The sequence below is a fragment of the Chamaesiphon polymorphus CCALA 037 genome (assembly GCF_003003845.1).
Classification (GTDB): domain Bacteria; phylum Cyanobacteriota; class Cyanobacteriia; order Cyanobacteriales; family Chamaesiphonaceae; genus Chamaesiphon; species Chamaesiphon polymorphus.
Genome location: NZ_PVWO01000428.1, coordinates 1 through 5,236, shown reverse-complemented (window position 1 = coordinate 5,236; position 5,236 = coordinate 1). Strand labels below are relative to the sequence as shown.

General features: G+C 46.3%; 3 protein-coding genes. 2 read left to right on the top strand and 1 reads right to left on the bottom strand.

Annotated features, from left to right (window positions below):
• Window positions 1-45 precede the first annotated feature (45 nt).
• Complete coding sequence (locus tag C7B77_RS23535; protein WP_106310663.1) at window positions 46-2,553, bottom strand: ATP-binding cassette domain-containing protein; 2,508 nt, start codon at window positions 2,551-2,553, stop codon at window positions 46-48.
• Window positions 2,554-2,973: 420 nt separating this feature from the next.
• Here C7B77_RS23535 and C7B77_RS23530 point away from each other — a divergent pair, with 420 nt between their 5' ends.
• Both C7B77_RS23530 and C7B77_RS23525 read left to right on the top strand, forming a co-directional pair.
• Window positions 2,974-3,816, top strand: a complete 843-nt coding sequence (locus C7B77_RS23530; RefSeq protein WP_146138472.1) for a Spy/CpxP family protein refolding chaperone — start codon at window positions 2,974-2,976, stop codon at window positions 3,814-3,816.
• 267 nt (window positions 3,817-4,083) lie between these two features.
• The coding region (locus tag C7B77_RS23525) for an ABC transporter transmembrane domain-containing protein (RefSeq protein WP_245894351.1) at window positions 4,084-5,236 on the top strand (1,153 nt) is incomplete at its 3' end.

The following is a 5,236-nucleotide window of genomic DNA, read 5'->3' as shown; positions in this document are numbered from 1 at the left end:
GACTTAGATCGGTTCCAACAGACTTATGGTGGGGATGAGGGTTGCTTATTTGCCCTTCTTACTACTAGAAGGTTGACGCTTGGGAGATTTGAGAAGGTCTTTGCGTTTTTGCAGCCAAATTGTGACCCCGAGATAAAAAACACTCTGAAAGATCAACATCCCCCAATTTAGACTCAAATTTTGCCAATTTGTGTCATAAACAGAGGAAGGCTTCATCATTTGTGAGAAATCAATACCCGCGTCATTTTTACTCGTCGGAATTAAGATATTCAGGTCGATTAATGTGCCGTAGGCTCCGATCGACCAGCGCGATATTGTCAACCAAGATACGAATCGACCGATCGGCACTTTATCGAGACCGAATAACACCCCAGCAAAGATGATTTGAGGTAACAGTAATAAAGGTAACGCACTATTTGCTTGCGCACTGTTTTTAACGCTCGCCGATACCATTAAGCCCAGACAAACAGCGTCTAAAATGCTCAAGAAAGTCGTAATCGGCATTCCTAACCACCAATTAATGGGGGCTAACTCGGCAACTGGTTCGGGTTGCTGGAAACACAGAAAGACGATCGCGCTAATCAGGATAGTTTGGGCGATCGCGAGTCCGCCTAATGTCAATAACTTGGAGCCGACATAAGCGAATAAACCCAGGTTGACTAGGCGTTCGCGCAGATAAATGGCGGATTCTTTAATAATCTCCTGAAGGGAACTAGCCAGTCCCACCCAAACGTTGGCACAGGTAAAGACAAACAGAATTTTGAGTGCCATCCCCGCCCGACTGACATTAGCAGAACCGACAAACGGCGTCAGCACTGGATTGAGTGCTGCGTCGAATACTTTGCTGGTATCTTGTAATGTATCTTTGGTCGCCAACCATACTAATAAAATCCCGATCGGTGCCGTAAGTAAGGATAAACCCAAGTACACCGGATCGCGGCGCAATAACTGGATATAACGTCTAATCAACAGTTGGATTTGTTGGAAAAAAGACTGCTTGCCCCGCTCTGGTAGCGGTAGGATCGCTCGATTAGATTTGCTCTGTCCCCCATGGGTGGGCAAACTCAATCGTTCCTGAATATTGGTGCGATAGTAGTCGGAATCTTGAAACCTTGCCGCCGCATCCAAGCAGTTTTCGGCAGTTTCGAGCTTGATATAAATATCCGCAAAATCGTCGGGGACTGCGAAGAATTCTTTAGCTGTGGCTGGGGGGCCAAAATAACAGAGATTTCCGCCCAAACCCATAAACGCCACCCGATCGCATAAATTAATATTGCTGGTGGCATGGGTGACTAATACTACCGTCCGCCCTTCATCGGCGAGACGGCGGAGCAGTTGCATCATTTTTTTGTCCAACCCCGGATCGAGTCCGGAAGTTGGCTCGTCTAAGAAGAATAAATTGGGGTCTGCCAACAGTTCGACGCCGATACTCACGCGCTTGAGCTGACCGCCACTGAGGTTTTTGACGAGATTATGTTGGCGTTGGGTGAGTTCGATATGTCCCAGCGTGTTGGCGAGGATACTGTCGATATCGATATCGGGTGGAAGCCGCATCCGTGCGGCATAGTAGAGTACCTCCCTAACGGTAAGATTTTTGTGGACGATATCGCTTTGGGGGACGTAGCCGATCGAATTGCGATAAATATTAAAGTTATTGACCAGGTTGTCGCCATTGAGATACACCATTCCGACCGTCGGCTGCTGAATGCCCAGGAGGGTCTGCATCAGCGTCGATTTACCCGCACCGCTCCCCCCCACTAGTGCGACAAATTGACCGGGTTCGATCGCCAAAGTGACGTTATTGAGCAGACATAAACTCTGTCGATCCTTGAGCTTGACGATTTTGGTAATCCCATCGACATCTAGGCGAATATTGTCGCCGCGATCGGCGATTGTCAGCGCGTCAGTCCGCAGGACGAAGGTATAAGGGCCGATTTGAATGATGGAGCCGATCTCTAGCGGTGCTGTTTTGTCTACTTGCTGGCGATCGACAAATACCCCATTGGGGCTGTAGTTATGCAACAGATACCTACCGGACGAGGTGCGTTGCACGGCGGCATGATGTCGCGAAATTGTCGGCGCATCCAGCACGAAATTATTATCCTCGCTCCGCCCGATCGTGATTGTCTGCTGTAGAGCTAGCGACATCGACGTTTTGATTGGTGCCGACCCGATCCGCACATCGGTAGGATCGATATAAGTCAGCGTTGCATAATTTTGCGGATCTTGGCCGATCCGCAACTCATCGTAAGACTGGAGGCAATAGCCCTCATTGGGCGTAATCAGCCGATTGTTAAGAAATAAGCGATTGCTGCTGGAATTTTGCCCGTCGCCATCGTAGATATAGTAGTCGCTATCGATCTTGCGAATAATTGCTTGACGACGACTTACCAATTCCCACTCGATCGGGACTACCAACCCGATCGGTGGCGGCTGTGCTGGCTCGCGTCCCAGATCGTGTTCGTCCTGAGTCAGATCGAAAGACATAAAGCTGTCCTGCCAATGCATTTCAATCCGAGGTGTGGTATCAAAAACAGTCCTAACAGCAACCATGATTTTTAGAAATTAAGCCGATAATAATGCATTTTAAACTGGGGGGCGAATCGATAACAGTCATAGCAGCGAATGTAAAACTTTTAAATATCGATCCTCTAAATCGATAGCAGCCACTGCTAAATGTCAGATCTCCACTAATCTATCCCACAGGCCATAGATTATATCCATCGCGCCATTTGGCTCGTAATTATTATCGCGATTGTATCCTCGCTGCCGCACCCAATAATATAAATTCATAATTATCTCGATCGGTCAAATTCCCACACATTTTTTAACATCTAGAGTCGATCGAGCGAACGACGCAGTTAGTCTACTAGCTCGGGCGGGTGCGATTGTTAAGTTCTATTTTGCTTAATTACTAACGGGAGTTAGAATGATCGAGACTTTATCTATTCTCAGTAAACACCCCTGAAAAACATGACTTCATTAAGTTTAATTAACCGCCTAACTGTGACATCCTGCTTGGTAATTTGCACTGCTTCCTTGATGTTGACTAGTTGCAAGCAAGATCCCAAAACTCCCGAAACACCTGCGGCAAATTCTCCTGACGGCACTAGCAGCCCTATGGCTAGCAAACCCGATCGAAATCCTCCCAGTGGAGCTGAGTCTAATTCCGATCTCGCTAGACCAGAACGCGCTGGAGCCAATCCGATCCAGTTGTTGCAGAATCCCAAAATCAAGTCCGAACTCCAGTTGACTGACGATCAAGTCGCCAAAATCAAGGCGGTAGAGACAGATTTACTAGCACAAGTGACCACAGCATCTAAGTCAATCAAAGAAGAAAATAAGAAAATCGAAGCATTACCCAAAGATAAACAAGAGGGCGAGAAAAAGAAACTAGCCACTAAAATCGAAGAAGGTGCAGTTGCCTTAACCAAAGACTCTCAGAGTAAAATGAGCAAAATTCTCAAGCCAGAGCAAGAGAAAAGAGCCAAAGAGATTTTATTGCAAAAGTTTGATTTTGGTATAATTACCAAAGATGATTTTGCGACCGATCTCAAACTCACCGACGCTCAGAAAAAACAGCTTAATGATATCGTCGGTCAGATGCGCACCAAAACGATCGGTGCTTGGGAAATTCCCGACAGAGAAGATGCTACCAAACGGAATAAAACCCTCGCCGATAATCGCAAGCGGATGGAAGCGATCATGAAAGAAAGCAACCAACAAGCCAAAGCCGTTTTAACGCCAGAGCAGCTCAAAACTCTCGAAACTTTAAAAGGTAAACCAGTCTCCTTCTCACTAGCGGATCTTAAATAATCTCAGCGGTTAGAAACCGCTACTAATGTTGCAAAGTCCGCCTACGCGGACTAAATTTATTAGTCCGCGTAGGCGGACTTTGCAACATCAGCTACGACTTACAGTCGTAGGCATTCTATAGGTCGCAACTTGGGTTAAAGAATCGATCGAAGTAAAGGAACAGCCATTAGCTATTCCTTTGCAGTCCAATATATCAAACCGATCGAGGTGCGTCTTCAGCCATTTGTTTCGATCGACATTTAGATTACTGCTGGGTAAACAAATTTCATGGAATTTATTAAATTTCTCTGGCAAATATCTTGGAAACAGATCGTCATTGCCTCTAGTGCGGGTTTGGTCAGCGGTTGTAGTAATGCACTGATGATTTCGATTATCAATCGCGAGGTGCATCAAGGGCGGGTTGCTAATGCGTTATTGTTTTTTGGACTGTTAGCTATTTTCATTGTCATTACTAGCGTGCTGGCACAGTATTTATTAGTCTTACTGTCGCAAAATGCTATTTATGAATTGAGACTCCAATTAAGCAAAAATATTTTAGCATCGCCATTAGAGCATTTAGAAAAACTCCAAGAGAATCGTCTGATCGCGATGTTAACAGATGATATCAATACACTGACGCGATCGGTTTCGGCGATTCCCAATATTTTTATCGACTTTGCGACAGTGGTTGGTTCCTTTGCTTATCTTGCCTGGGTCTCCACGCCAATTTTCTCGATCGCGATTGTCTCCACCGTCCTGGCGATTTGGTTCGTTCAAACTAAATTAAATAAAGCGCAGAAATTATTCTTTGAAGCGCGAGAAGAAGAAGATACTCTCCTCAAATATTTTCAGGGGATTATTAATGGTATCAAAGAACTCAAGCTCAATCGATCGAAACGATCGGAGTTTCTCGAAAAAAATCTCAAAGGTAGTGCGGCAAAACTGCGTCAAAAACATACCAGTGCCGCAGGCAGCTTTATTATCACCAATGGATTCGGACAAACGATCCAATTTGTCTGTTTGGGCTTTATTTTATTCATTTTACCCACACTAATTCAGCTACCGCTACCAACGTTAGCCAGCTATGTCTTGATTAGCACTTTTATTGCCTTGCCGATGCAAAATCTCCTCAATCGCATCCCCGAATTAGTGCGCGGGAATGTGGCATTGCGGAAAATCGAACGCATGAATATGTCGCTAGTCGATCTGGCAGAGCCAGAACAAATTCCTACTCCCACTTATTCCCATTGCCAGCTCCGACTGCAAGGTGTCAGCTATCGATATCATCCCGATACGCCACCATTTTCGCACCCAGAGGCACCAGGAGCCGATTTTCCATCCCATCCCCCTCGCCACCCACACGAGCATCCTCAAGGCGATCCTACCGCTGCTGGCACTCGCCCGCCGCATCCCCCACAGGGCCGTCATCCCCATCCCCATC

Bases quoted from the DNA above. Each gene is read 5' to 3' on its own strand.
- C7B77_RS23535 (WP_106310663.1), bottom strand. From the start codon at position 2,553: ATGGTTGCTGTTAGGACTGTTTTTGATACCACACCTCGGATTGAAATG.
- C7B77_RS23530 (WP_146138472.1), top strand. From the start codon at position 2,974: ATGACTTCATTAAGTTTAATTAACCGCCTAACTGTGACATCCTGCTTG.